Origin of the sequence: Aliidongia dinghuensis (assembly GCF_014643535.1) — a bacterium.
Taxonomy (GTDB): domain Bacteria; phylum Pseudomonadota; class Alphaproteobacteria; order ATCC43930; family CGMCC-115725; genus Aliidongia; species Aliidongia dinghuensis.
The window spans coordinates 210,880-234,912 of sequence record NZ_BMJQ01000001.1 but is presented as its reverse complement, the minus strand read 5'-3'; the positions used below and the strand labels follow the sequence as shown (position 1 = coordinate 234,912).

The 24,033-nt window shown below is 67.3% G+C and carries 23 protein-coding genes and 1 pseudogene; 20 read left to right on the top strand and 4 right to left on the bottom strand.

Annotated features, from left to right (window positions below; genetic code table 11):
* Positions 1-5 precede the first annotated feature (5 nt).
* From IEY58_RS01100 to IEY58_RS01065, 9 genes and pseudogenes are all read left to right on the top strand, one after another.
* Positions 6-1,127: an NAD(P)H-dependent flavin oxidoreductase gene (locus IEY58_RS01100; protein ID WP_189041543.1), complete on the top strand. Its 1,122-nt coding sequence runs from the start codon at positions 6-8 to the stop codon at positions 1,125-1,127.
* Positions 1,127-3,397 (top strand): phosphoenolpyruvate--protein phosphotransferase, encoded by a 2,271-nt coding sequence (gene ptsP / locus IEY58_RS01095; protein ID WP_189041536.1) that lies wholly within the window; start codon positions 1,127-1,129, stop codon positions 3,395-3,397. Before IEY58_RS01100 ends, ptsP begins: the two co-directional genes overlap by 1 nt.
* Before the next feature lie 114 nt (positions 3,398-3,511).
* Positions 3,512-3,775: pseudogene (locus IEY58_RS34755) on the top strand (helix-turn-helix domain-containing protein); the annotation flags it as partial.
* Between the two features lie 75 nt (positions 3,776-3,850).
* The gene (locus IEY58_RS01090) at positions 3,851-4,855 is read left to right on the top strand and encodes a RodZ domain-containing protein (protein ID WP_407648376.1); all 1,005 of its coding nucleotides are present in this window, start codon (positions 3,851-3,853) and stop codon (positions 4,853-4,855) included.
* Positions 4,856-4,980: 125 nt separating this feature from the next.
* Positions 4,981-6,102 (top strand): flavodoxin-dependent (E)-4-hydroxy-3-methylbut-2-enyl-diphosphate synthase, encoded by a 1,122-nt coding sequence (ispG, locus tag IEY58_RS01085; protein ID WP_189041532.1) that lies wholly within the window; start codon positions 4,981-4,983, stop codon positions 6,100-6,102.
* Between the two features lie 151 nt (positions 6,103-6,253).
* Positions 6,254-7,498, top strand: a complete 1,245-nt coding sequence (gene hisS, locus IEY58_RS01080) for a histidine--tRNA ligase (protein WP_189041531.1) — start codon at positions 6,254-6,256, stop codon at positions 7,496-7,498.
* 22 nt (positions 7,499-7,520) lie between these two features.
* Positions 7,521-8,597: a peptide chain release factor 1 gene (gene prfA, locus IEY58_RS01075; protein WP_189041529.1), complete on the top strand. Its 1,077-nt coding sequence runs from the start codon at positions 7,521-7,523 to the stop codon at positions 8,595-8,597.
* Positions 8,594-9,484: a peptide chain release factor N(5)-glutamine methyltransferase gene (gene prmC / locus IEY58_RS01070; protein ID WP_229743402.1), complete on the top strand. Its 891-nt coding sequence runs from the start codon at positions 8,594-8,596 to the stop codon at positions 9,482-9,484. Before prfA ends, prmC begins: the two co-directional genes overlap by 4 nt.
* A 189-nt stretch (positions 9,485-9,673) precedes the next feature.
* Positions 9,674-10,126 (top strand): DUF4167 domain-containing protein, encoded by a 453-nt coding sequence (locus IEY58_RS01065; protein ID WP_189041527.1) that lies wholly within the window; start codon positions 9,674-9,676, stop codon positions 10,124-10,126.
* Positions 10,127-10,155: 29 nt separating this feature from the next.
* On the opposite strand, the gene IEY58_RS01060 is transcribed toward IEY58_RS01065, so the two are convergent.
* Complete coding sequence (locus IEY58_RS01060) at positions 10,156-10,944, bottom strand: GNAT family N-acetyltransferase (RefSeq protein WP_189041525.1); 789 nt, start codon at positions 10,942-10,944, stop codon at positions 10,156-10,158.
* A 312-nt stretch (positions 10,945-11,256) separates the two neighbouring features.
* On the opposite strand from IEY58_RS01060, the gene IEY58_RS01055 reads away from it, so the two are divergent.
* The 7 genes from IEY58_RS01055 (at position 11,257) to IEY58_RS01025 (ending at position 17,692) form a co-directional block, all read left to right on the top strand.
* Complete coding sequence (locus tag IEY58_RS01055; protein WP_189041523.1) at positions 11,257-12,939, top strand: glycosyltransferase family 39 protein; 1,683 nt, start codon at positions 11,257-11,259, stop codon at positions 12,937-12,939.
* Positions 12,940-13,121: 182 nt separating this feature from the next.
* Positions 13,122-13,862, top strand: coding sequence for a class I SAM-dependent methyltransferase (locus tag IEY58_RS01050; RefSeq protein ID WP_229743401.1), 741 nt, complete (start codon positions 13,122-13,124; stop codon positions 13,860-13,862).
* 8 nt (positions 13,863-13,870) lie between these two features.
* Positions 13,871-14,884: a glycosyltransferase family 2 protein gene (locus tag IEY58_RS01045; RefSeq protein ID WP_189041521.1), complete on the top strand. Its 1,014-nt coding sequence runs from the start codon at positions 13,871-13,873 to the stop codon at positions 14,882-14,884.
* Positions 14,884-15,216: a DMT family transporter gene (locus IEY58_RS01040; RefSeq protein WP_189041519.1), complete on the top strand. Its 333-nt coding sequence runs from the start codon at positions 14,884-14,886 to the stop codon at positions 15,214-15,216. Before IEY58_RS01045 ends, IEY58_RS01040 begins: the two co-directional genes overlap by 1 nt.
* 102 nt (positions 15,217-15,318) lie before the next feature.
* Positions 15,319-16,551 carry an MFS transporter gene (locus IEY58_RS01035; RefSeq protein WP_189041517.1) on the top strand — a complete coding sequence of 411 codons (1,233 nt, stop codon included), beginning with the start codon at positions 15,319-15,321 and terminating at the stop codon, positions 16,549-16,551.
* A gap of 100 nt (positions 16,552-16,651) precedes the next feature.
* Positions 16,652-17,059, top strand: a complete 408-nt coding sequence (locus tag IEY58_RS01030; RefSeq protein WP_189041515.1) for a hypothetical protein — start codon at positions 16,652-16,654, stop codon at positions 17,057-17,059.
* Positions 17,060-17,110: 51 nt separating this feature from the next.
* On the top strand, positions 17,111-17,692 hold the full coding sequence (locus IEY58_RS01025; protein ID WP_189041513.1) for a TetR/AcrR family transcriptional regulator: 582 nt from the start codon (positions 17,111-17,113) through the stop codon (positions 17,690-17,692).
* A gap of 22 nt (positions 17,693-17,714) precedes the next feature.
* On the opposite strand, the gene IEY58_RS01020 is transcribed toward IEY58_RS01025, so the two are convergent.
* Positions 17,715-18,719 (bottom strand): DUF1254 domain-containing protein, encoded by a 1,005-nt coding sequence (locus IEY58_RS01020; protein WP_229743400.1) that lies wholly within the window; start codon positions 18,717-18,719, stop codon positions 17,715-17,717.
* A gap of 147 nt (positions 18,720-18,866) precedes the next feature.
* Between IEY58_RS01020 and IEY58_RS01015 the strand changes: the two genes are divergently transcribed.
* Positions 18,867-19,766 carry a LysR family transcriptional regulator gene (locus IEY58_RS01015; protein ID WP_189041509.1) on the top strand — a complete coding sequence of 300 codons (900 nt, stop codon included), beginning with the start codon at positions 18,867-18,869 and terminating at the stop codon, positions 19,764-19,766.
* Positions 19,767-19,815: 49 nt separating this feature from the next.
* On the opposite strand, the gene IEY58_RS01010 is transcribed toward IEY58_RS01015, so the two are convergent.
* Together IEY58_RS01010 and IEY58_RS01005 are read right to left on the bottom strand one after the other, a co-directional pair.
* Entirely contained in the window at positions 19,816-20,916 is a 1,101-nt protein-coding gene (locus IEY58_RS01010) for a DegT/DnrJ/EryC1/StrS family aminotransferase (RefSeq protein WP_189042452.1), read from the bottom strand.
* A gap of 35 nt (positions 20,917-20,951) precedes the next feature.
* The gene (locus IEY58_RS01005) at positions 20,952-21,968 is read right to left on the bottom strand and encodes an NAD-dependent epimerase/dehydratase family protein (RefSeq protein ID WP_189041507.1); all 1,017 of its coding nucleotides are present in this window, start codon (positions 21,966-21,968) and stop codon (positions 20,952-20,954) included.
* Positions 21,969-22,067: 99 nt separating this feature from the next.
* On the opposite strand from IEY58_RS01005, the gene IEY58_RS01000 reads away from it, so the two are divergent.
* The 3 genes from IEY58_RS01000 (at position 22,068) to IEY58_RS00990 (ending at position 24,004) form a co-directional block, all read left to right on the top strand.
* Positions 22,068-22,745, top strand: a complete 678-nt coding sequence (locus IEY58_RS01000) for an extensin-like domain-containing protein (RefSeq protein WP_189041506.1) — start codon at positions 22,068-22,070, stop codon at positions 22,743-22,745.
* Positions 22,746-22,873: 128 nt separating this feature from the next.
* Positions 22,874-23,236: a GcrA family cell cycle regulator gene (locus tag IEY58_RS00995; protein WP_189041504.1), complete on the top strand. Its 363-nt coding sequence runs from the start codon at positions 22,874-22,876 to the stop codon at positions 23,234-23,236.
* A 171-nt stretch (positions 23,237-23,407) separates the two neighbouring features.
* On the top strand, positions 23,408-24,004 hold the full coding sequence (locus IEY58_RS00990; RefSeq protein WP_189041502.1) for a GNAT family N-acetyltransferase: 597 nt from the start codon (positions 23,408-23,410) through the stop codon (positions 24,002-24,004).
* Positions 24,005-24,033: the final 29 nt, after the last annotated feature.

Below are 24,033 nucleotides of genomic sequence, written 5' to 3'. Positions count from 1 at the left end.
AGCGCATGAGTTCCGCGATCGCCCCGGCCGACACGCCCACTGCCGACAAGACCCCGGTCGACAAGGCCGTGGGCGCCCTCCCGGCACGGGTGGTGCTCGATCGTCTGTGGCGCCGGGGCCGCGCCTTCCTCGGCACGGAGCTCGCCATCATGGGCGGCGCCATGACCTGGGTCAGCGAGCGCAACCTGGTCGCCGCCATCTCGAACGGCGGCGGGTTCGGCGTGTTGGCTTCGGGCTCGATGAAGCCCGAGATACTCGCGGCCGAGATTGAGGGTACCAAGGCGCTGACATCGAAGCCGTTCGGCGTCAACCTCATCACGATGCATCCGCAGCTCTCGGACTTGATCCGGGTCTGCGCCGAGCAGGAGGTCGGCCATGTCGTGCTGGCCGGTGGCCTGCCGCCGGCGTCCGCCATTCAGCAGATCAAGGACTCCGGCGCCAAGGTCGTCTGCTTCGCCCCGGCGCTGGTGCTGGCGAAGAAGCTCGTCCGCATGGGCGTCGATGCGCTGGTCATCGAGGGCATGGAGGCGGGCGGCCACATCGGTCCGGTCGCGACCTCGGTCCTCACCCAAGAGATCCTGCCGCACATTACCGAAGTGCCGATCTTCATCGCCGGCGGCATCGGCCGCGGCGAGGCGATCCTCGCCTGCCTCGAGATGGGGGCGGCCGGCGTCCAGCTGGGCACCCGCTTCGTCTGCGCCACGGAATCGATCGCGCACGAGCGCTTCAAACAAGCGTTCATCCGCGCATCGGCCCGCGACGCGGTGCCCTCGGTCCAGCTCGATTCGCGCTTCCCGGTGATCCCGGTCAGGGCCCTCGCCAACGAGGGCTCGCGCCGCTTTCTCGAGGTACAGCGCGACGTGATCGAGCGCTTCAACCGCGGCGAGATTGCCCAGAAGGACGCCCAGCTCGAGATCGAGCATTTCTGGGCGGGGGCGCTCCGCCGCGCCGTCATCGAGGGCGATGTCGAGCACGGCTCCGTCATGGCCGGCCAGAGCGTCGGCATGGTGACGCGGGAGCAGTCGACCGCCGAGATCCTGACCGAGCTCGTCGATCAGGCGCTGGGCGCCATGGTCGCGCGGGGGCAGGCGCGGCGTGCGGCGCAGTGGAGCGAGGCAGGCTCCTGATGGAGGGGCGCGTCGGCGTCACCGGCGCGCGGCGCCTGCTCGGCAGGCTGCGCGATGTCATGGCCGGGTCCGGCACCGCGCAGGAACGGCTCGACCAGATCGTCCAGCTCATCGCCGCCGACATGGAAGCCGAGGTCTGCTCGGCCTACATCATGCGCGCCGGCGACATCCTGGAACTTTGCGCGACCGAGGGCCTCTTCCCGGAATCGGTCCATCGCACGCGCCTCAGGGTCGGCGAGGGCCTGGTCGGCGTGATCGCCGCCACCGCCCGACCGTTGGCCTTGAGCGACGCCCAGGCGCATCCGGCCTTCGCCTATCGCCCGGAAACCGGCGAGGAAATCTATCACTCGCTGATGGGCGTGCCGATCCTGCGCTCGGGCCGCGTCTCCGGCGTGCTGGTCGTGCAGAACCGCTCGCAGCGGCATTACACCGACGAAGAGATCGAGGCGCTGCAGACGGTCGCCATGGTGCTGGCCGAGCTGATCGCGGCCGGCGCCCTCGTCGACGTCGAGGAGCAGCACCCGACCGACGGCATCGGCACCCTGCCCCACAGGCTGGACGGCGTGCGGCTCAACGCCGGCCTCGCCATCGGCACGGCCGTGCTGCACCAGCCGTCGATCGTCATCAACCAGCTGGTCGCCGAGGATCCGGAGGCCGAGAGCCTGAGACTCGACGCGGCGATCGGCGAGATGCAGCGCTCGATCGACCGCATGCTGTCGGCGAGCGAGCTCGCTCACGGCGGCGAGCATCGCGACATCCTCGAGACCTACCGGATGTTCGCCGAGGACCGCGGCTGGCTCGGCCGCATCCGCGAGGCGGTCGAGAGCGGGCTTACCGCCGAGGCGGCGGTGCAGAAGGTGCGCGACGACACGCGGGCGCGCATGAAGCAGATCAGCGATCCCTATATCCGCGAGCGGCTGACCGACCTCGAGGATCTGGCGAACCGGCTGCAGCACCACCTGTCGGGCAGCGTCATCACCGCCGCGGCCGAAGTCGAGACCGACGACGTCGTGCTGGTCGCGCGCACCATGGGGCCGGCCGAACTCATGGACTACGACCGTGCGCGGCTGCGCGCCCTGGTGCTGGAAGAGGGCTCGCCGACCGCCCATGTCGCCGTGGTTGCGCGGGCGCTCGACATTCCGGTGGTCGGCCGGGTCAAGGGCGCGCTCGCCCAGCTCGAGCCGGGCGACCAGCTCGTGGTCGACGGCGACAATGCCCAGGTCCTGGTCAGGCCGAGCGAGGACGTGCAGGCGGCGGTCGAGAGCCGCTTGGCCGAGCGCCGGTCGCGCAAGGCGGCCTATGCGGCGCTGCGCGAACTGCCGGCGGTGACGCTCGACGGCATCGCGATCGGCCTCTACATGAACGCGGGCCTGCTGATCGACCTGCCGGAGCTGGACGCGACCCGCGCCGAGGGCATCGGGCTCTACCGCACCGAGCTGCCGTTCATGACCCGGCAGGATTTCCCCGATGTCGCCGACCAGACGGCACTTTATACCCGCGTGCTCGACCAGGCGGGCGACCGGCCGGTCGCGTTCCGCACGCTCGACATCGGCGGCGACAAGCTGCTGCCCTACCTGCCGGAGACGGTCGAGGAAAACCCGGCCATGGGCTGGCGCGCGCTTCGGATCTCGCTCGACCATCCGGCCATGCTGCGCACGCAGCTGCGCGCCATGCTGCTGGCGGCGAACGGCCGGCTGCTCCAGGTCATGTTTCCGATGGTGTCGGAGGTGGCCGAATTCGCAGCCGCGCGCCGTATCCTCGACATGGAGCTGGAGCGGGCGTGCGAGCATGGGGTGCCGCTGCCCTCGCACCTCAAGGTCGGCGTCATGCTGGAGGTGCCGGCGCTGATCTGGCAGCTCGAGAGCCTGTGCCGCCAGGTCGATTTCATCTCGGTCGGCTCGAACGACCTGATGCAGTTCCTGTTCGCCAAGGATCGCGGCAACGCTCGCCTCGCCGATCGCTACGACGTGCTGTCGCCGGCGGCGCTCTCCTGCCTCGGCGAGATCGTGCGCGCGGCCGACCAGTATGGCGTCAGCCTGTCGCTGTGCGGCGAGATGGCCAGCAGCCCGGTCGATGCCATGGCCCTCATCGGCCTTGGTTTCCGCAACCTCTCGATGTCGCCGTCCGCGATCGGGCCGGTCAAGGCGATGATCCGGACGCTCGACGTCGGCCCGCTGCGCCAGTACCTCGCCGATGCGACACGCCAGACCAGCCATAGTCTGCGCGAGAAGCTCCGTGAATTCGCCCGGGACCACGGCGTGTCTGTTTAAAAATCACCGCATCCGGTGCTGGGCGCTTGGCAAGAGAACTGCTAAAACACCGCACGAGTCGGGACAGCGGCCACCCGGTTCTGTAGTTCTCCTGCATCCGACGGATCCTGGTGTATGTCGATGTTTCAGCGTAAACCCCGCGACGAAGAGGAAGAACAGCCGTTCGAAGGCAGCTCGTCGACACCGCCTGCGGGTAGCGTCGGCCAACTGTTGCGCCAGACGCGCGAGGGACACGGTTGGGAGTTGCGCGACGTCGCCGCAGCACTCCGCATCCGTCCCGATTACTTGGAAGCGCTCGAGCGCAACACGGTCGAAGGCCTGCCCGGCGTCGCCTATGCCACCGGCTTCTTGCGGGCCTATGCCGATTACCTGGGGCTCGACGGCAACGAGGCGGTCAGGCGCTTCAAGACCGAAAAGAAGACGCTCGCCTCGAAGCCGGACCTGAGCTTCCCGGTGCCGCTTACCGACCGGGGCATCCCGGGCAGCGGCCTGTTCCTGATCGCACTGCTGCTGATCACGCTCGCCTACGGCACTTGGTACTATTTGTCGTCGGGCGAGCATCCGCGGCCGCCGGCGGTCGAGCCGGTGCCGGCCCGCCTGTTGCCGCCCCCGCCGCAAGCCGAGGCGCCGATCCCGCCCGCCGTGCAAGAGGCAGCGAAGCCGGCCGATGGCGCCACGACGGCGCCGGCCGCCCCCGCCGGCACGACCTCGTCCGGAGCCATCCAGTCCGGCACCGCCCCGGCCACCGCGGTCACGGCGCCTTCGACGCCGGCCCCGGGCGTCACGATCGTTCCGCCCGCAGCGCCCCCGGCCCAGCTGTTCCAGCCGTCGATCGGCGCGCCGCAGCTTGCCGCCGGCAAGCCCGCCCCGGGCACGGTCGCCACTGGATCGGCGCCCGCGGCCGGCCAGCCGCCGGTTGCGGCCCAAGCCCAGACCCAGCCGCCAACGGGCCAAACTCCAGCGGGCCAAACCCTGCCCCAGACAGCGGCCGGCGCGGTGCCGGCCGTGCCGCCGGAGAGTGCGGCCGACGCCAAGGGGCCGAAGTCCTACGGCGCCGTCGACAATCCCGGCCGGATTCTGGTCAAGGCCACGGGCTATGCCTGGGTCCAGGTCTATGACGGCAAGGAAGCGATCCTCACCCGCACGCTGCATCCGGGCGACACCTACTATGTGCCGGCGAAGCCGGGCCTGATCATGCGCACGGGCAATGCGGGGGGCTTGAGCTTCGTGGTCGACGGCAAGGAGCTGCCGGCGCTCGGCCCCACGGGCATGGTGAAGAAGAAGATCCCCCTCGACCCGCAGCGGCTGCTCTCGGGCGACCTCGGCGAAGATGTGCCGTCCAAGCCGAAGCCCACGGCGCCCCGGTCCCAGGCTCCTGCAGGCACGTCGCCTGCAGCCGCTCCGCCCATCGGTGCGCCGACCGCTGCACCTTCCACGGGCGAAGACACGCCGGAATAGGCGTCATCGTCTGAGCGCGCGGCTGCAATGCACCGGCGGGCCCTGGCACCTGCCGGGCTTTTACGGGCATCGTAATCGCGCTATATCAGGGGCCGAATTCTGGCCACTTCGAGGAAGTTTCGCTCATGAGCGTCCGCCCGTATCGGGACATCATCCGACGCAAGAGCCGTCAGATCCGGGTCGGCAACGTGCTGGTCGGCGGCGACGCCCCGATCTCCGTGCAGACGATGACCAACACGCTGACGCCCGATGTCGAGGCAACGCTCGCCCAGGTGCGCGCCGCGGCCGAGGCCGGCGCCGACATCGTGCGCGTGTCCTGCCCCGATGAGGAATCGACCGCCGCCCTGAAAGCGATCGTCAAGGGTTCGCCCGTGCCGATCGTGGCCGACATCCATTTCCACTATAAGCGCGCGATCGAGGCCGCCGAGGCCGGTGCCGCGTGCCTGCGCATCAACCCGGGCAACATCGGCTCGGCCGAGCGCGTGCGCGAGGTGGTGAAGGCGGCCAAGGACCATGGCTGCTCCATGCGCATCGGCGTCAACGCCGGCTCGCTCGAGCGGGAGCTGCTGGAGCGCTACGGCGAGCCCTGCCCGGAAGCGATGGTCGAGAGCGCGCTCAACCACGCGAAGATCCTCGAGGACAACGACTTCTTCGAGTTCAAGATCTCGTGCAAGGCGTCCGACGTGTTCCTGGCGGTTGCGGCCTACAACGCGCTGGCCGAGGCCTGCGACTATCCGCTGCACCTGGGCGTGACCGAGGCCGGCGGCCTGCGCATGGGCACGATCAAGTCGTCGATCGGGCTCGGCTCGCTGCTCTGGGCCGGCATCGGCGACACGGTGCGCGTCTCGCTCTCGGCCGAGCCGGTCGAAGAGGTCAAGGTCGGCTACGACATCCTGAAGGCCTTGGGCCTGCGCCGCCGCGGCGTCACGGTCATCTCGTGCCCGTCCTGCGCCCGCCAGAACTTCCAGGTCATCAAGACCGTCGAAGTGCTGGAGGAGCGTCTGTCGCACATCACCACACCTATGACCGTGTCGGTCATCGGCTGCGTCGTGAACGGCCCGGGTGAGGCGCGCGAGACCGACATCGGCTTGACCGGCGGCGGCAACAACACGCACCAGATCTATATCGCCGGCCAGCCGGACCATCGGCTGAAGGACAAGGACATCGTCGACCATCTGGTCCGTCTGGTGGAGCAGAAGGCCGCCCAGATCGAGGCGGAGAAGGCGGCGGCGGAAGCGGCGGAATAGCGCTTCCAACCGGTTCGAACCAAGGGCCGGACCGCGAGCGGGCCTTTAAGCCCGCTCCACATCATCCGCAAAGAGAGGGCGGCACTCCCGTGCCGCCCGGCCGGCCCTTTCTCTATTCTTGAAGACCCGTTCGTTCAAAGGAAGTGATCCCATGGCCCAGCTTCAGGCGGTGCGCGGCACCCAGGACCTGCTGCCTGCCGAGGCGCGCCGCCACCGGACCGTGATCGAGACCGCGCGCAAGATCGCGGAGCGCTACGGCTTCGGCGAGATCGCGACGCCGATCTTCGAATTCACCGAGGTGTTCTCGCGCCCGATCGGCGAGACGACCGACGTGGTCTCCAAGGAGATGTACACGTTCAAGGACCGCGGCGGCGAGGAGATCACGCTCCGGCCGGAATATACCGCTGGCATCGCGCGCGCCGTGCTGTCGAACGGCTTGACCCAGGCGACACCGCTCAAGTTCTTCGGCGCCGGGCCGATGTTCCGCTATGAGCGGCCGCAGAAGGGCCGCTATCGCCAGTTCCACCAGATCGACGCGGAGCTGATCGGTGCGGCCCAGCCGCAGGCCGACGTGGAAGTGATCGCCATGGGCGCCGCGATCCTGGACGAGCTGGGCGTGCTCAAGTCCTGCCGGCTCGAGCTCAACACGCTCGGCGACACGGAAAGCCGCACCGCCTATCGCGCGGCGCTCGTCGAGTATTTCACCCGGCACCTGGACAAGCTGTCCGACGACAGCCGCGACCGGTTGGGCCGCAACCCGCTGCGCATCCTTGATTCCAAGGACGAGGGCGACAAGGCGATCGTCGCCGACGCACCGGCGTTCAGCGCCTATCTGACGGATCCGGCCAAGGCGTTCTTCGACGAGGTGAAGCGCGGCCTCGACGCGCTCGACATCGCCTATGAGCTGAACCCGCGGCTCGTGCGCGGGCTCGATTATTACTGCCACACCGCTTTCGAGTTCATCACGACCGAGTTGGGCTCCCAGGGCACCGTGCTGGGCGGCGGCCGCTATGACGGGCTCATGGCCATGATGGGCGGGCCGGCGCTGCCCGCCGTCGGCTGGGCCGGCGGCATCGAGCGGCTCTCGATGCTGATCGCCGAACCGCCCGCGCCGGCCCGGCCGATCGCGGTCATTCCGGTGGGCGAAGCGGCCGAGCTCGAGGCCTTGAAACTGACCCAGCGCCTGCGCGGCCTGGGCCATGTCGTCGACCTCGGCTACAGCGGCAACGTCGGCAAGCGCATGAAGCGCGCCGACAAAATCGAGGCCAGGGTGGCACTCGTCCTGGGCGAGGACGAGCTCGCGCGCGGCGCCGTCACGTTCCGCGACCTCGACGCCGGCAGCCAGGAGGAAGTGCCGCTCGACGGTCTGGCCGAGCGGTTAAAGGGCCTCGCCTGAGCCCCGGACCTGAGACAGACCCATGGACCGTTCCTCGCTCGATCATAAACTCCACCGCCTGACCGTCCGCTACGACGAACTGCGTGACCTGCTTGCCGGCAATGTCGACGCCGGCAGCTTCGCCAAGCTGTCGAAGGAGTTCAGCGACCTGGAGCCGATCGTCGGCGCCATCGGCGAGCTCAACGCCGCGCGCGACGAGATCGCCAATCTGGCCCAGATGGTCGCCGACAATTCCGACCCGGAACTGAGGGCGATGGCTGAGGAGGAATTTCTCGCTCTGAAGGAGCGGATTCCGACGCTTGAGCGCCAGGTCCAGGTCATGCTGCTGCCCAAGGACGCGGCCGACGACAAGAACGCCATCCTGGAAGTGCGCGCCGGCACCGGCGGCGAGGAGGCAGCGCTGTTCGCGGCCGACCTCTTCCGCATGTACCAGCGCTATGCCGACCAGCACGGCTGGCGCTTCGAGACCATGAGCATCTCGGAGGGCACCGCCGGCGGCTTCAAGGAAGCAACCGCCGAGATCTCCGGCCGCGCGGTGTTCGCCCGTCTCAAATTCGAATCAGGCGTCCATCGCGTTCAGCGCGTGCCGGCGACCGAGACTCAAGGGCGCATCCATACCTCGGCCGCGACCGTGGCCGTGCTGCCCGAGGCCGAGGAAGTCGACATCCAGATCGAGGACAAGGATCTCCGGATCGACGTCTACCGGTCGAGCGGCCCTGGCGGCCAGTCGGTCAACACGACCGACAGCGCCGTGCGCATCACCCATCTGCCGACCGGCCTCGTCGTCATCCAGCAGGACGAGAAATCGCAGCACAAGAACAAGGCCAAGGCTTTGAAAGTGCTGCGTGCCCGCCTTTACGACATGGAGCGCCAGGCGCTGGACGCGGCGCGCGCGGCCGACCGCAAGAGCCAGGTCGGCAGTGGCGACCGGTCGGAGCGCATCCGCACCTATAACTTCCCGCAAGGGCGCGTCACCGAGCACCGCATCAACCTGACGCTCTACAAGATCGACAAGGTGATGACGGGCGAGGCGCTCGACGAAATCGTCGAGGCGCTGATCGCCGAAGACCAGGCGGCGAAGCTCGCCGAGATCGAGTGACCGCCCCGGAGCCCGGATCAGGGATAGAGATCGGCACGCTGATCGCGGCGGCCGCGGCGCGCCTCAAGGCAGCCGGCATCGAGGCACCAGCCCGCGAGGCACGGCTGCTGCTGGGGCATGCGACGGGCCTCACGACTGGTCGAATTGTTGCGTATCCGGAACAAATCGTCACACCCACGTTGATCGCCGCGTTCGAGCAGCTTGTCGACCGGCGGGCACGGCGCGAGCCGGTCTCGCGCATCCTTGGCCATCGCGAATTCTGGTCGCTCGATTTCATCGTCACCCCCGCAACGCTCGACCCGCGCCCGGACAGCGAGACGATCGTCGAGGCGGCGCTCGACCGGGTTCCTGATAGGAATGCGGCACTGACACTGATCGATTTCGGTACCGGAACAGGCTGCCTGCTGCTGGCGCTCCTGAGCGAGCTACCGCGGGGCTTCGGCATCGGCATCGACCGGTCGGAGGATGCCGCGCGGCTCGCCGCCGCCAATGCCGCGGCGCTCGGCCTTGCCGCTCGCGCGCGTTTCATCGTCGGCGACTGGGCTGATGCGCTTGGGGTCGGGGCACTCGCCGGCGGGGTCGACCTCATCGTCGCGAACCCGCCCTACATTCCTGAAAGCGACATCGCCGGCCTGGCGCCGGAGGTGCGCGACCATGACCCGCTTGGCGCGCTGGCGGGCGGCGCCGACGGGCTGGCACCCTATCGCATCCTGGCGCCGGCCGCCGCCAGGTTGCTGAAGCCCGGCGGCCATGTCGTGTTCGAAATCGGCCAGGGCCAGGCCGCCGCGGTGGGGGATCTCGCTACCGCAGCGGGTCTCGTTCCGTGCGAAGAGCGCGCCGACCTCGGCGGAATTGTCCGGGCCGTCGTGCTGCGCAAAGCGGGCTGATACTCGAAAATAATGGTTGGAATGCGACGCCGCACCGTCTAGGGTCCATGTCGACGGGCACACTTCCGGGCGTTGGCGCCGGGATAGCCCCAGCCCAAACTGCCTCGATGAACCGGCTGCGCCCACTGGCGCGGCCCGTTCCGGCGAGCCCGTCACCCATAGATTCGCCACTAGCCGTAATCAGGTGCCATGAGATCAGGTCCTAACAAACGGTCGCGCGGCCGCGGCAACAACAACCCCAACAACATGAATGGCGGCAGCAACAACAACGGGGGCGGTCGGCCGCGCCCCCCACATCGCTCGCAGACCTTCGACAGCAACGGCCCGGGCATGAAGATCCGCGGCAATGCGTACCAGGTGTTCGAACGGTACGTGGCGCTGGCACGCGAGGCCGCCTCGGCCGGCGACCGGATCGCCGCCGAGAACCTGTACCAGCATGCCGAGCACTATTTCCGCGTCATGAATGCCAACGGCGAAGGGCCGCAGCATTTCCGGCAGCAGCCGCAGAACGACATCGCCGAGGCCGATCAGCCCGAGACCATGGAAGCGAGCGTCCAGCACGCGCAGCCGCATCAGGGCGGCGACAGCGACCGTGGCCATGATCAGCACGAGGCGGAGCCGGAAGCCCAGCCGGCGGAGTGATGCTTCGGTTATCGACCGGCCGCCGGACCCTATCGGTTCGGCGCCAGTCGATAGTGGTAGCGATAGAGTTCCCGATAACCGAAGCCTTCATAGAGCGCGCCCGCGGGCTCGTTCGCCGCAACCACGAACAGCGCGCCTGAAACGCCGCCCGCCTCGTCGACCGCCCAGCGGTAGAGCCGCGAGAGCAGTGCCCGCATCAGGCCGCGCCGCCGGGCCTCGGGCGCCGTGACCACGTCATAGGTTCCAATCAACCCGCCCTGCACGGTGACGAAGGCGGCCGCGATCGGCCGGCCGGCCTCTGCGAGCCAGCCGAAGCGCACCGCCGGCACGATGAGCGGCAGCATCCGCTTCAAGGCCGCCGTCTTCGCCGCATCGAGCGGCGTCAGCGCCAGATAGGCGTCGAGCCAGCCCTGGTCCGGCGTCGCATCCAGGTGCAGCTCGACGCTGTCGGGCAGCGCCAGGGGCGCGACATCGCTGAGATCGGGATGATAGAGCGCCCGGCTCACTTCAGCGGCTGCATAGCCGCGCCCTGCCAGGCGCTGGTCCAGGTCGCAGGGGTCCGCGAGCGGCGTCAGGCGGAAGATCGGCGGCAGGCCGCGCGCGCGGAACCAGGCTTCGGCGCGTGCGATCTTGGCCTCGACGTCGCCGGCATTGGGGCTGGTGCTGGGATAGGTTGGGTTGATTGAATTGGCCCGCTTGGTGTGGCCGTCGGCGAAGCGCAGGACCCAGCCGTCGTCGAATGCATAGGACAAGGCTGGCCAGGCACCGAACGAGGCTTCCTCGATGGTGCGGATGAGCTCTAGGGACGCCGGGGACAAGAGAAGACTCCTTGGACGACGGGGTGGCTGGAAGGCGCGCAAATCGCTGCCGATTCCGGCCAATCCTCATGCTATAAGCCGGCACGAACGAAGCGTTAGGAAATAAGTCATCGCGCTCAGGCGTTATGGGGGCGTGAGCGAACGGTCATGCGGGTCTCCGAGGCCGGGCACCGGTACGACTTTGGACGGGCACGACTTGGGACAGGGACGACTTGGGACAGGGACGACTTGGGATAAGCGGAGCAAGCCTCAAGTGATCGAACGGAATGCACCTTTGGCTCGCAGCGCCCTGAGTGAGCGAGGCACGACGCGGTGACGGCAATCGATTTCACCCGCGTGCCGGCGCGCCGGCGCCGTCTGGCGCCGAGCTGGGATCTCGCCTCGCTGCTGCTGATGCTGGGCACGCTTGGCCTCGTCGTCGTCACCTTCCGCGACTACGGCGTCACCTGGGACGAGGACGTCCATAATTGGTACGGCGTCTTCGTCATGGACTATTACCTGTCCTGGTTCCGGGACACGCGCTCGCTCCACTGGCTCAATCTCTATAATTACGGCGCCGCCTTCGACATGACGGCCGCCTTCATCAACAAGGTCTCGCCATTCGGCACCTACGAGACGCGCCACCTGCTGAACGGGCTCGTCGGCGTGCTGGGCATCCTCGGCGCCTGGAAGCTCGGCCGTTTCATGGCCGGCCCGCGCGCGGGCTTCCTCTCGGCGCTGCTGCTGCTGACTATCCCCAACTACTACGGCCAGATGTTCAACAACCCGAAGGACATTCCCTTCGCGGTCGCCGGCATCTGGTCGATCTATTATCTGGTGCGCATCATCGCGGCGTTGCCGCGACCGCGCCTGAGCCTGGTCGTCAAGCTCGGCTTCGTCATCGGCCTGTCCCTGGGCGTGCGCGTCGGCGGCCTGCTGTTCTTCTGCTATGCGGGCCTCTTCGGCCTGATCCATTGCGCCTGGCGGCTCGCCGAGACGCGTAAACCGGGCGTGATGCTGCGCGAGCTCATCGAAGGCACCTGGTCCGTGCTGGTGCCGATGGTTGTGTTCGCCTATGCCGTCATGCTGGTGTTCTGGCCCTGGGCGCAGCAGGCGCCGATCGAGCATCCGCTGACGGCACTCGCCTTCTTCAGCCACGAGACATTCCCGTTCAATACGCTCTTCGCCGGCCAGTATTTTCCGGCGACCGACCTCCCTTGGGAATATTTGCCGACCCATGTGGTGCTGGCGCTGCCGGAGCTGACGCTGCTGCTCGCCATTGCCGCGATCCCGGCGGCGGTCGCCCAGCAACTGCGCCGGCGCCAGGGCCCCGACCGGGTCCGCTCCCTGCAATATGGCGTGATCGCGTTCGCCGCCCTCTTCCCGATCGCCTATGCCGTCTACATCAAGGCCGTGCTGTTCGACGGCATGCGCCATTTCATCTTCGTGCTGCCGCCGATTGCGGTCGGCGCCGCCCTCGTCGCCGATCATGTGATCGAGCGGCTGCGGACGTTCCGCTGGCGCTGGGCGGTCGCCGGCCTGGCGGCCCTCTACGGCGTCGGCCATATCGGCATCATGGTCTGGCTGCACCCCGACCAATACGTCTATTACAACGGGCTTGTCGGCGGCGTGGACGGCGCCCAGACCCTGTTCAAGACCGACTATTGGGGCAATTCCTACGCCGAGGCGGTGAAGGGTCTCGTCAACTACCTCGAGACCGAGTACGGCGCCGAGTTCGAGGACCACGACTTCACGGTCGCGGTCTGCGGCCCGCCCATCTCGGCCGACTATTTCTTCCCGGATAATTTCATTTTCACCGACGACCGGGACAAGGCGGACTTCTTCATCGCCTTCACAAAGGACAATTGCAACAAGGCGCTGCCCGGCAAGGAAGTGTTCCGGGTCGAACGCATGGGCGCACTCTTGTCGATCGTGCTCGACCGACGCCAGATCGTCGAGGCGGCCGAACATGCCCGCGAAGTCGCGCAGAGCCTGAAAGGGGCGCCGCCGGAGTGAGGACGTATCAACCCTCGCCCGCTTGCGGGAGAGGGTGCCGAGCGCAAGCGAGGCGGGTGAGGGGCGCGCCGCAGGAAAGACCCTCACCCTCACCCTCCCCGGCCCTGGCGGGCCGGGTCCCCTCCCTCTCCCGCTCACGCGGGCGAGAGAAATCCAGCTAGAGGACAAGCCACCGGGCCCCCATGGACCGCATCGAATACGAGAAGATGCACGCCGTCGAAGAGCGGATGTGGTGGTATCGCGGCCTCCACGCCAATCTTCTGACGGTGTTCCGCCGGGCTGGCCGAGTACGGCCGGGCTCGAAGGTGCTCGATGCCGGTTGCGGCACCGGCGGGTTCCTGGCCAAGCTCGGCCAGGCGCAGCCGGCACTCGACCGCATCGGTATGGATCTCGATCCGGTCGCGGCAGAGCTCGCCGCAGCGAGGGCGGCGATCCCCGTCTGCGTCGGCTCGATCAATGCCCTGCCGTTCGCAACCGACAGCCTGGGCACCATCTTCAGTGCCGATGTGCTCTATCACCGCGCGGTTGACGAGACGCAGGCGCTTGCCGACCTTCACCGCTGCCTCGAACCGGGCGGCGCCCTGCTGCTGAACCTGCCGGCCTACGACTGGATGTTCTCAGCGCACGACCGTGCGGTCCACACCGCCCGGCGCTATACCGCGACACGCATCCGGACGCGGCTGCGCGCGGCCGGCTTTGCCCAGGTGCACACGACCTACTGGAACTCCCTGCTCTTCCCGCTCATGGTGCTGCGCCGTAAGCTCGTGAAGACGGAGGGCGCGGCGAGCGACGTGGCGCTGCTCCCGGCGCCGATCGAATTTTTGTTCCGGTCCGCAATGGGGATCGAAAATCTTCTCCTGCGATGCGGGATCGCGCTGCCGTTCGGCGGCTCGGTGCTCGCGGTGGCGATCAAGCATGGTTGACGGTAAGCATGACTGACAATGTGAACACGACGATCCAGACCGAGGAGGGCCCCGCCTTGAGCATCGTCGTGCCCGTCTACAACGGCGCCAATTCGGTGGGCCACCTGGTCGAGGCGCTCCAGGACCTGGAAGTGCCGGGCGGGCTCGAGATCGTACTGGTGGTGGACGGCAGCCCGGACAACAGCCTCGCCGTCTGCCGCGGACTGCTCGCGACCTGCAAGGTGCCGCTGACCGTCGTCGATCTCGCGCGGAACTTCGGCGAGCACAACGCGGTCATGGCCGGGCTCCATCACGTGCGCGGACAGTACGTCATCACCATGGATGACGACCTGCAGAACCCGCCGTCGGAGGTGCTGAAACTGCTCGCCCACGCCCAGACGACCGGCGCCGACGTCGCCTACACCTATTATCGCAGCAAGGAGCATGCGACCTGGCGCAACTGGGGCAGCCAGTTCACCAACTGGGTGGCCGACCTGCTCCTGGACAAGCCCAAGGGGCTCTATCTTTCGAGCTTCCGCTGCATGAACCGGTTCCTGGTCAGCCAGATCCTCGCCTACGAGGGCCCGTTCGCCTATATCGACGGGCTCATCCTGCAGGTGACCCAGCGCATCGAGCGGATCGAGGTCAAGCACCTGCCGCGCGCCGAGGGCCGCAGCAATTACACGATGCGCCGGCTCGTGCGCCTCTGGATGAACATGTTCGTCAATTTCTCGGTCATGCCGCTCCGCATCTCGACCGTGACCGGCATGAGCTTGTCCATCTTGGGCGGCATTGCCACGGTCTTCGTGGTGATCGAAGCGCTGGTCATGAGCTCGACGCCGCGCGGCTGGGGCTCGATCATGGCCGCGGTCCTCCTGCTCTCGGGCGTGCAGCTCATGATCCTCGGCATCGTCGGCGAATATCTGGGCCGCCTGTTCCTGACCGCGAACCGCAAGCCGCAATTCATCGTGCGCGAGGCGTGGCGGTCGGACGCCCCGATGGGCACGGCCGCCCCCGCCCACAAGCTTGTGAAGCGCGCCTGATGCCGCCCTATCTGTGGCTCGGCCTCGCCATCCTGCTGGGGGTGGCCGGCCAGGTCGTGCTCAAGACCGGCGCCGAGAACTCGGGCGAGGGCTTGGCGCAGTTCCTGTCGCCCTGGACCATCGGCGGCTTCGGCATCTATTTCCTGGCGGCGATCACCTACATCGTCGCGATCAAGAAGCTGCCGGTCTCGCTCGCTTATCCCAGCGTCTCGATCAGCTACGGCATCGTGGCGATCCTGGCCCATCTCTTGTGGCGAGAGCCGCTCACCTGGCACCACTGGGCCGGGCTCCTGCTGATCGGCAGCGGCATCTTCGTGATGTTCCGAGCCTAAGCTTTTCATTTTTGAAAGTCGCTCTGCCGGCTTCTGCGGCTGGTCGGGCCGGCGCCGCATGGGCATGCTGCGGCCAATCGAAAGCAGCGTTCGAGCCGCCCCATGTTCGTCCTGTCGCCGCTATCCCGCCGTCCCATCGCCGCGCTCTGGACCGGCCAGGTGCTGGCGGCCACGGGGGCGGAGTTCTACGCGGTTGCCGTCGTCTGGGTCGCGGCCGACCTGATCGGCCGGGATGCGGGCTATCTCTCGGCGCTCCAGGCCGGCGGCCTGTTCACCGGCAGCCTGTTCGGCGGCATCGTGACCGACCGCTGGCGCCATGGCACAACCATGATCGCGGCCGACCTCATGCGGGCGGCGCTCGTGCTGGTGCTGTCGCTCGCCGGCCTCGCCCACCTCATGAGCCTGCCGCTGCTCGTCGCCATTGCCGGCGCCGTGTCGCTCGTCACGGCGAGCTTCGATCCGTCGCTGCAGGCGACGCTGCCGGCCCTCGCGCCCGATCCCACGCTGCGTCACGCGACCAATGGCCTGTTCGACGCGACCAAGCGCATGGCGCGCATCATGGGGCCGAGCCTGATCGCGCTGGTCAACGGCGTGCTGCCGACCGGCCAGTTCTTCGCGGTGACGGCGGCGACCTTCGTGCTGTCGGCGCTCGCCGTGCGCTGGGTGACGAGGCGCCTTGGCGCCGAGCCGGCGCATCGGGCCGCGACCGGCGCCGCAGCGGTGATCGACAGTGTCGTCGGCGGCTTCCGCGCAGTCCGGGGCCACCCCGTCGTGATCTACGGTCTCCTGGGCAGCCTTGTCGCCAACAGCGCCTGGGCGGCCGACTATCTGCTGGGCATGGTGCTCTATCTGCGTGAGACCAGCGAGGATCCGCTGACGAGCTACGGCCTGATGATGACGGCCTACGGCATCGGCAACGTCGCGTCCAACCTGATCCTGGCCAGCCTCGGACCAGGCCGGCCGGCGCTGCGCCTCATCGGCTCCAAGATCGTGTTCGGCCTCGGCATCCTGGCCCTGCCGCTCTGCCAGGGCCAAGCCTGGCTCATGGTCGTTGCCGGCTTGACCGCGCTCAACGGCCCCTTGGGCGACCTCGCCATGTTGCATCTGCTGCAGACCAGCTTTGCACCGCACCGCTTGGCCCAGGTCTTTCGCATGCGCATGTGCGTCGAATTCGCCGGCATGTTCCTGGGCTATCTGGCCGCCCCCGTCCTGTTCGATCATCTGGGACTTGCCACCACGATCATGGGCTTAGGGGCCGCCACCATGCTGGCCGGCCTCGCCGGCATCGGCTTCTTCGCCTGGCGGCGCTATGGTGCCGCCCCGAGCGCCGCCTGAACGAGGCATCCGAAAAATCGCCAAGCGGCCCCTTGAAGACTTAAGACGACCGGTCATATTCATCACCGTTGACCGTAACGCCTAGCCTTCAAGGTTCGCCATGTCCTTCGATCGCAAACACGCCCTCGCCTTCGCCGCCGGCCTGCTGTTCGCGGCGGGCACCGCCCTTGCCGCCCCTTCGACCGCCGGCAACAACGAACTCGCCAAGCCGGCAACCGCGCGCACGACCGATCTCGGCAACGGCGCGTCGGCGCTGACCTACTGGGTCGACGACGCCAACGGCCGCCAGGTCGTCACGACCGTCGACACGCTGATCCCCGACGCAACCGGCCGCGGCGAGGACCACCACGCGATCGTGCGCTTCTCCGCCCACCTGCTGCCGGGCCAGAGCCAGCTCGTCTCCGTCCCGACGGTCGCCGGCGCTGAGCCGCAGGAGCTGCAGATCCGCCGCTCGGCCGCGGGCATCGAGATCACGCGCGTGTCGGCCAACGCCCCTGCCGTCGACTAAGCCGCGACGGCCCGATACGGTAGGAACCCAGTCACAATCGAGGAAGCGCCCATGCCCAGGCCCAGCGTCCGCGGCAAGCTGCTCGAAACAGCCCTGGAGCAGTTCCAGGCCCAGGGCTTCAACGGCTGCGGCGTGCAGGACATCACCAACGCCGCCGGTGTGCCGAAGGGCTCGTTCTACAATCACTTCGCGAGCAAAGAGGCGCTGGCGCTAGAGGTGCTGGAACAGTACAGCCAGGGCAGCCGCCCCGACCTGCTGACCGACGAAACGGTCCCCCCGATCGACCGGCTCAGGGCGCATTTTGCGTTCCTCAGCGACCGGCTCGAAGGCTGGCACTTCGCCAAGGGCTGCCTGCTCGCCAATTTCGGGGGCGAGATCGCCGATACGAACCCGGCCGTGCGCGAGGCCATGGCGGCTTTCTTCGAGCGCTGGGTCTCGGCAGTCGGCGTCGTGCTGCGCCAGGCCCAGGTGCAGGGCGAGATCGACGCGCGCCACGATCCCGACCAGCTGGCCCGTTTCCTCGTCTATGCCTGGGAAGGCGCCGTCATCGGCGCCAAGGTCATGAAGTCGCGCGGGCCGCTCGACGATTTCTTCGCCGTGAGCTTCGACCGGCTGCTCGCACGGCCGGCGTAGGATTTGCCGCACAACACCGGATTCAACGCTCGGCCTCTGCCAAGGGAAATTGCCACGTGCCGTCGAGGATTTCTGCTCGCGGGCGGAAGAGGCGCACGGTGTAATTCCACCCTTCCGTGATCGGCAGACAATTCTGGATTTTGCCATCGCATCCGCCGAACTGGATAGTCACTGAACCGCCAGGGCCCTCTTTCGCGGTAAGGCTGTTCACCGAATAGGCATTGTCCCGGTTCGGCTGGAGATAGCCCTCGCCGTTGTAGACGGTGAGCGACCAGAAACCATCGACGGGGACATCCCCGACCGTCAGCTTGTAAACGGCTTTGCCGTCATTCCGGGCCGGCGTGATCGGCAGGTACAGGGCATCCTTCTCGGGATTGCCGCCCCACAGCATGGCGCTTCCGATCAGGTGCTTGACCGGGTCGATCTCGCTTTCGTTGGCGCCGAACATGCGCCGTGTGTCGGAGATCGTGGTCCCAAGCTGCAAGAGCGCTGCTTGTACCTTTTTGCGGCTTGCCTCATCCCAATGAGGCACCTCGAACGTGCCGGGGCGTTCCTGCCCGAACTTGATCGCATCCTGCAAGGCGTGGACTTGGTGGACATCCACCTTGTTCGAGAAATCGACGAGGAAACGGACTACGGCAATGGCATAGCGCGTGCCGATCATCTCCCTGGTCAGGGTGTAAGTGCCCGCCCCGTAATAGGTCGCCGGGGTGTATTGGTCCTGATTGACGACCTGCATCCCCATGAAGCGCTTGCCGGCATCCGGCAGCGTAATCGACACCGGCCCGGCATCAAGGTCGACAACCGCGAACGAATACAACGTGTCGCGGTTGGGCCGGACAATGCCTTGCTGGGTGGGAGGCGCAATCTCGCGGCCATGCCGAAATTTTCCGAAACCGCCGTTCTTGACCACCCCGGCGAAATTAACATCGGTCTGGGCGCGGTTGTAGTTCTCGACGGTGACGAACTCAGCAGGTGATGCAGTCGTCTGCGCCGATGCGACGGAACTCGCCATCAGGAGTGCCATGGCCGCCAAGTTCCTCTTGCTGGTTTTTTTCATAGTGCTTTCCGGGTGACGCGAGTCCTTCCGATATGCAGCATTGTATGTCGATCAAATATGGAGATGAACGACCGCGAATGACAGTTAGCCTATCAAATATGGTAGGCTTCTCGCATGGATCTCAATGCCACCCACATGTTTGTCGCAGTCGTCCAGGCGGGCAGCCTTTCGGCGGCGGCGTCCCGTCTCGGAATCCCGCTTCCAACGCTGAGCCGTCGTATCCGGGAGCTGGAACGGCAACTCAAGGTGCAGTTGCTGGAGCGCTCGGCACGCGGCACAAAACTGACGGACGCCGGGACGAGGCTGTACGAACACGCCAGCCGTGGGATCGAGGCGTTGCTGGACGCCGAGCACGCGGTTGTCAGCGACCAGGCGCGCTTGAAGGGACGCCTGCGGCTGTCGTTGCCGCAGACATTCGAGCCGTGGTGGGATTTGCTGGCCGCCTTTCAGCGCCGCTACCCCGACATACAGGTTTACGTCTACTCAACCGAGCGTCGCATGGACCTGATCGAGGATGGCATCGATGTCGCCCTTCGCGTCGGCGCGATCGTTCACGAGGCCATGGTGGCGCGACGCGTTCTGTCCTTTCGTAATATTCTCGTCGCCAGTCCGAAGCTGGTCGAGCGCTTCGGCATGCCGGAGGAGCCCGTGGCACTTCATCGCTTCCCGTGTGCGGTGTGGGCGTCGCGCATCGATGTTCCGGCCCGATGGGAATTGGGCGAGCAGGTGGTCGAGCCCAAGGCGGTGCTGTCCACCAACGATTACCATCACTTGTGCCGCCGGGCGCTCAGTGGCGACATCGTGACGGAGCTGCCGCCCTTCCTGGCGGCAGCTCCCATCCGCGAGAAGCACCTGGTGCCGTTGCTGCCGCAGTACCCGTTGCCCGAGTGGTCGATCAATCTGATCTATCCGCCCCACCGCCACCCCTCCACCATCGTCAGGACATATCTGGACTTCTGCCGGAGCTATCTCCCGAAGATCGTTCAAGCCTGCGAAATCGGCGCTGCCGTGTGAACGTACAAACCGTCCGCGCGCCCTTTAATGGTCAGGGGCCCTGCAGCCCCTAACCGGCCCGCACCGCCGCGATCACCTGCTCGACCGCCGCGTCGCTGAGCTGCGGATACATCGGCAGGCTCAAGACCTCGCGGGCCGCCCGCTCCGTCTCGGCGAGGCCTGCCGGCCCGATGATGAGGCGGTCGCGATAGGCCGCCTGCAGGTGGACTGGCACCGGATAGTGGATGTTGCTCGCGACGCCGCGTTCGCGCAGCCGCGCCTTCAAGCCATCCCGGTCGGCCGCACGGATCGCATATTGATGATAGACATGCTCGGCCCCGCGACGCACGGCCGGCAGGCTGACGCCCGCCCCGGCGAGGCCCGCGTCGTAGGCGGCGGCAATGGCGCGTCGGCGCGCGTTCCAGCGCTGGAGCGCAGTCAGCTTGACCCGGAGGATCGCCGCCTGCAGCTCGTCCAGGCGGCTGTTCATGCCGACGATGTCGCTCACGTAATGCTCGCGCCAGCCATATTGCCGGAGCGCCTTCAGCTCCCCGGCGAGCGCCGCATCGCCGGTCGCGATCACGCCGCCGTCGCCCAGCGCCCCCAGGTTCTTGGTCGGATAGAGGCTGAAGCAGGCCGCATCGCCCCAGGTGCCGACCGTGCGCCCGTCGAGCTTCGCGCCATGGGCCTGGGCGCAGTCTTCGATGAGCTTCGCACCGTGCCGCTGGGCGAGCACCTGGATCGCCGGCAGGTCGGCCGGCTGGCCATAGAGATGGACCGGCAGGACCGCCTTGATGTCGGGATGGGCCGTGAACGCGGCCTCAAGCGCCGCCGGCTCCATCGTGTAGGTCACGGGATCGATGTCGATCAGCACCGGCACGGCGCCGGCCTGCTCGACCGCGACGACGGTCGCGACGGCGGTGTGGGCGACGGTCGCGACCTTGTCGCCCGACCCGATGCCGAGCCCCTTCAGCGCCAGCACCAGCGCGTCGGTGCCGTTCGCGACGCCGACTGCATGCGGAAGGCCCAGGAAGGCGGCGAACGCTGCCTCGAACCCCTCGACCTCCTTGCCCAGGATGTACCAGCCGCTCGCGAGCTGGCGGGCGATCGCGGCGTCGATCTCCGCCTGCTGCTCGAGATAGGCGGCCTTGGGATCGGTCTGGGGGATCATCGTCAAGGACCTTTCTTCACCGCGTCGTTTGAACGTCAGAGATACCGCGCCAGGTTCGCCCGGTAATAGTCGATCGAGCGCTTCAAACCCGTTGCGAGGTCGACCGCGGGCGACCAGCCGGTCGTGCGGCGGAAGAGATTGTCGTCGGCCCAATAGTCGCCGATATCGATGCTCTTGCGCTCGGCCGGGAATTCCTTGATGTCGAAGCCGCCCTGCCCGCCGTTGGCGGCGATCGTCGCGTTCGCGAGATCGATCAGGCTCAAGGGCGGCGCGCCGCCGATGTTGAAGACGCGACCGTGCGCCGCCGGCACGGCCGCCGCCAGGAGCGCCGCCTCGACCACATCGTCGACATAGGCGAGGTCGCGCTGCTGCTGCCCGCCCCAGACCTCGAACCGGTCGCCCTCGAGCACGCGCCTGAGCCAGATGCCGATAAAGGTCTGGCGCGCATCGCGGATGCGCATGCGCGGGCCATAGGTATTGGTGAGCCTAAGGATCGCGGTCTTGAGGCCGTAGACCTGGTGGTAGAGCGTGTGGAAGCCCTCGCCCGCCTGCTTGCTGACGCCGTTCACGTCGACCGGATGCAGCGGATGGCGCTCGTCGACCGGCAGATATTCCGGCCGGCCGTAGATCTGCCGCGTCGAGCCATAGACCACGACCGCGTCCGGGCATTCCGCGCGCACGGCCTCGAGCAGCATGAGCGGGGCCGCGGCATTGATCTCGAGATCGTTGATCGGCCGGCGCATCGAATCGACGTGGCCGGTCTGCGCCGCCATGTTGAAAACATAGCGGCAGCCGCTGACCAGTTCGGGCAGGCGCTCGCGGTCGCGTAGGTCGGCGACGACCACGTCGAGTCGCGGCTCGTCTCCGGCGATATTCGCGAAATTGCCGCCGTAGTCCGGGTCCAGGCTGTCGACGATCGTGACCCGCGCGCCGAGCTCGATCAAGCGAAGTGCCAGATTCGAACCGATAAATCCCAGTCCCCCCGCAACCAGGACCTTGGCGCCGCCGAACGTGGCGGCATAGGGCTTCACAGCGTGCGGTTGCGATGGCATGGCATTCCAGGTCGATGCGGGCTCATGGGTGCGCGAGACTAGAGCGCGCCCAGTCCTTTGCCCAGTTCTATCGACCGCCGCGACCGGGCGGGGAGCGCGATGCACAGCATTTTGATCGGGCGTGAACGGCAAGGAAATTGGCGACGCTGGACGGGGCGGGCCTGCGTCCTCGCCCTCGCCGCGGCGCTCGCCGCCTGCGCCGCGACGCCGCCCCCCGGCCCTGGGCCGCTCCTGCCCCGAGTCGGCTCCGGCCGGGCCTGTCTCACGGACCTTAACCAGCACGGGATGAGCTACCAGATCCCGCCACAGCCGGTAGCGGTCGGCCCATGCCAGATCGACACGCCGATTCGCGCCTATGGCCTCTCGATTCGCTGGAACCAACCGGCGACCATGAGCTGTCAGACGGCCGACGTGCTGATGCGCTTCGAGAGCGAGGTGGTCGAGCCGAACGCCATCAAGATCCTGGGTAACCCGGTCGTCACGGAACGCAATTTTGGCGCCTATTCCTGCCGAGTCGAGACCGGTTCCCGGCATCGCCTGAGCCAGCATGCGCGGGGCCAGGCGATCGACCTCGCGGGCTGGACGCTCGCCGACGGCACCCGCATCGACGTCGAAAAGGACTGGACCGACGAGGGCCCGCGCGGCAGGTTCCTGCATGCCGTGGCGCTCGGCGCTTGTCGCTATTTCTCGGTCGTGCTGACACCGGCCAGCAACAGCTGGCACCACGACCACCTGCATTTGGATATCGGCCCCGACCGCTTGTGCAGCGTCGGTTGAAAAAACGCTAAATCTTGTGGAAAACCCACCCACGCCTGCCAGAAGCGTTTGCGTCTGAGACCTGACCCAGCTACTATATCTCGTAGGGGATACCGGTAGTGACTACCTTATCCAGTGGTGGGGACTCGATGGAAAACATCTGGACGCAGGAACGGATCGACAGCCTGGCCAAGCTCTGGAGCGAGGGCTTCTCGACTGCCGAGATCGGTCGCCGGCTGGGCGTGACCAAGAACGCGGTGGTCGGCAAGGCGCATCGCCTGTCACTGACGCCGCGGCCGTCGCCGGTCAAGCTGACCGGCAAGCCGCGGGTGAAGCCGGCGGCCAAGATCGTCGAAATCACCGGTCCGACCTGCTCCTGGCCGATCGGTCATCCGGGGGAGAAGGGCTTCCACTTCTGCAACGCGCGCGCTCTCGGGGGAAAGCCCTATTGCGCCGAGCACGCAGCGCTCGCTTACGTCCGGCCGAAAGGGCATGGCTCGAACGCCGCGTGACAAGCAAGTTCGGTCTAGTAGGCGAGTTTGGTCTGGCAAGCGACTTTGGGGGCTGACAAGCGACGAGGGCCGCAAGCAACTTGGGCCTGACAAGCACCGGTCGACAGCGCATTCTGACGGCGCCGCTTTTCCTGAAGCGGCGCCGTTTTCCTTTCCGGACACGTTCCCCCCATGATGCTTTCCGACGGCTATGCCGACGTGCCTGCCGGCAAAATCGCCGCAGTCGTAACCTCGCTCGAAATGACCGAACGGCCGACGCTGCGCCCCGATCCACCAGCGGCGGCCGGCTATGGGCTGCGCCGAGAGACGAAGGCCGATCTCGACGGGTTCCGCGCCCTCTTCCGCCGAGTCGGCCAGAACTATCTCTGGTTCTCGCGCCTGCGCATGAGCGACGATCGGCTCGCGGCCGAGCTCCACGACCCGAAGATGGAACTGTCGGCCCTCAGCCGCGACGGCGAGGATCTGGGCCTGCTGCTGCTGGACTTCCGCCGGGCGAACGAGGTCGAACTGAGCTTCTTCGGTGTCACTGACGAGCTGGTCGGCACCGGCGCCGGGCGCTGGCTGATGAACCGGGCGATCGAGCGGGCCTGGACAGCGCCGATCCGGCGCTTCTGGGTCCATACCTGCACGCTCGACCATCCGGCGGCGCTGGGGTTCTACCTTCGCTCCGGCTTCCAGGCCTATCGCCGCCAGATCGAGATCGCCGACGACCCGCGGCTCCTCGGCTACCTGCCACGGGACGCAGCGCCGCAGATCCCGATCATCTGAGCTCAATCAGCTGGCAGGCGCCCACCTCG